3 protein-coding genes and 1 pseudogene are annotated in these 2416 nt (G+C 65.2%); 1 reads left to right on the top strand and 3 read right to left on the bottom strand.

All coding sequences use genetic code 11. From position 1 onward, the window contains the following. Positions 1-161 precede the first annotated feature (161 nt). Positions 162-1061, bottom strand: a complete 900-nt coding sequence (locus tag ACESMO_RS10295) for a hypothetical protein (protein WP_372708063.1) — start codon at positions 1059-1061, stop codon at positions 162-164. 89 nt (positions 1062-1150) lie between these two features. On the opposite strand from ACESMO_RS10295, the pseudogene ACESMO_RS10290 reads away from it, so the two are divergent. Further along, positions 1151-1369, top strand: a pseudogene (locus ACESMO_RS10290) (bL17 family ribosomal protein); the annotation flags it as partial. A gap of 74 nt (positions 1370-1443) precedes the next feature. Here ACESMO_RS10290 and ACESMO_RS10285 read toward each other — a convergent pair. After that, positions 1444-2151, bottom strand: coding sequence for a hypothetical protein (locus ACESMO_RS10285; RefSeq protein WP_372708062.1), 708 nt, complete (start codon positions 2149-2151; stop codon positions 1444-1446). Positions 2152-2296: 145 nt separating this feature from the next. After that, positions 2297-2416 (bottom strand): transposase (locus tag ACESMO_RS10280; RefSeq protein ID WP_372706167.1); only part of this gene is annotated, 120 nt, incomplete at its 5' end.

Raw genomic sequence — 2416 nt, 5'->3', positions numbered from 1 at the left:
CACGCTCCCGAAGATCGTCCGAACGCGCCTTGCCCATAATAGCCTCCCAATCAGAAGACCCATGGACTCACGGTTCGGACCCGATGGGAATCCCCCGCTCGATCACATTCGATTCAACTCAGCGGGCGGCTGCTCTAGCAGCGCCCGCTTGGGCGTAGATTCTATTGCTCATCCTGTTCAGCGGCTTCACGACGGGCTCTCACGACTGCGGCCGCGACGTTCCCGGCTTGGGCCTGGGGATTGATGCGGTTCTGCTCGGCTGCATACAGCCCGCGCAGATAGGCCATGTCCCAAGCGGTCAGGCCGTCGACTCGATCGGGCGCGTCGAAAAGGTTCAGCACGGTGTCGTAGCGACCGCTGTCGGCGTCGTCATCTATCTGGGCCAGGGTCACCATCGCCAGATAGTCGGCCAGCTTGTTCACCGGCAGGCCGCTGACGTCGTCGATGTCGACGATGATGATGACCTTGCTCATGTCGTCGCGAATCTGGCTGGCCAGCCGTGACGCGGCGAACACAAAGATCACCGGCGGGTTGAGATCGCCGGGCAGTCGAATGGCCCGTCTTCCTGTCGCGGAGTCAACGGGCGTGCTGATCTGCCACCAGCGGACAGGTCTGATGTCCGACTGGAAGGCTTCCAGAGCGCTGCTCGTCTGCGTCATCTGCAGGCTGCCGGTGCGGAATGACCGGCGCTTCCGCTCCACCAGCGCCCGGGCCGTCGTGGCTCCGTCGTCGGTTGCCACGATCAGGACATTGGCCGTGCAGCCCGGCTCTCCGACGCGCACGCCCATGTCGCCAGCCACGTCTGAAACGCGATCGATGATCCCTTGAGCGACGTCTCGCTGAAGATTGGCCACACCGACGCAAATGGGCGTGTTCCAGCGCGCCAAACCGCGGCGTCGATTGGGCGCGGCGACGTCCTCAATGAACTCCTGGGCCATCTGCTCGATACGCCGGGTGTCGATGACGACGTCGTCCAGCTGAACCGGGGCGGGATCCTGCGGCGGTGGAGCCGACTGCGGCGCCGAAAGCCCGAGGAGCAGGCCGAGAAAGGGTGCGAGCATGACCTACTCCTTCGACAGGTCCTGCTTCCTGAACCAGGCCAGCGCGCCGATCAGCTTCAGGATGGTCCGCAGGGCGAGCCCGGTCAACCAGCGCCGTCCGTGACGTGCCGCAGGTCGGCAAGCTGTTCGAGACGATCGGCCCGCGCTACGCCGACCGCAACGGCGGCTATATCCGCATCATGAAGGCCGGCTATCGCCACGGCGACAACGCCGGGATGGCCGTGATCGAGTTCGTCGACCGCGACGCCGACGCCAAGGGCCTGGACTCAGGTCCGGTCTATGCCATCGAGGGCGACGACGAGAACTGATCGCCGACCCACAAGGCAAGGCGGAGAATTGAGGGCGGCTGGTGTGAACCGGCCGCCCTTTCTCGTTGCTCCGATCAGTCGGGTTCGTCTTCAGGGGTGGAGCTCTCGGCCGCTGCTGCGTCGCGGCGATCGCGAAACATGTCATTGGCCACCTGGCCCAGCTGAGACGCAGGGGCCCGTCGGTTCAGCTCAGTGCCGTACAGCGCGTCCAGATACGCGCGATCCCAATCGGTCATTTCTTGCGCGATGTCGGGATTGGCGACGACGTTCAGGATGCTGGGAAAGCTTCCAATGTCGGCGTCCGGATCGATCTGGGCGAAGGCGACCATGGCGATGTAATCGCTGAGCTGGCGCAGGGTCAGGCCCTCGACCTGATCGATGTCGAAGATCACGAAGGCGCGCCGAAATTCGTTTCGAACCGCGGCGGTCAGGAGTCCGTCGCCCCGAATGCGGCGCGGCTCCTCTTCGCCCGGCAGTCGCACGGCCGGCGCGCCCGTCGCGACCGTGACCGGCATGGAGACATGCCACCAGCGCACCGGCCGGTCGGTGGTCACGAACAGTTCGAGCCGCCGCCGGGAGCCCGCCGCCCCGGCATAGTACGGTCGAAAAGCATTTGGGCTGCGCTCGACAAGGGCGGCCGCCAGAGCCGACGCTTCTTCGGTGGCGATGATCATCACATTCGGGCCACAGCCCGGTTCGCCGACCGCCATGCCCAGCATGGCGGCGACGTCCGATACGCGATCGGCGATGGCTTGGGAAGCCTCGCGGCTCAGATTGGCCACGCCCACGCAAACGCCGGCGCGCTCATTCCATCGCGACGGCCCGCGTCCCGCCTGCGGCGACGTGACGGCATCGACGAAGGTCTCCACCTGCTCGCGGAGGGGGGTGCCCTGAACGACTACGTCGTCTAGGCTCAGGACTCATTGATCATAGCCAGAAGATCACCGTGGCGGCGATAGTGATGGCAGACATGAAGGTGTGTGCGCATCGGTCGTAGCGGGTGTGGATGCGCCGCCAGTCCTTGAGCCTGCCGAACATGTTCTCGAT

It is taken from the genome of Brevundimonas sp., from assembly GCF_041688735.1.
In the GTDB taxonomy this organism is placed as follows: Bacteria; Pseudomonadota; Alphaproteobacteria; order Caulobacterales; family Caulobacteraceae; genus Brevundimonas.
The sequence above is the reverse complement of the archived record's forward strand: the minus strand, read 5'-3'. Positions and strand labels throughout refer to the sequence as shown.

Coding starts and splice junctions, on each gene's coding strand:
- ACESMO_RS10295 (WP_372708063.1), bottom strand. CDS start 1,061: ATGCTCGCACCCTTTCTCGGCCTGCTCCTCGGGCTTTCGGCGCCGCAG.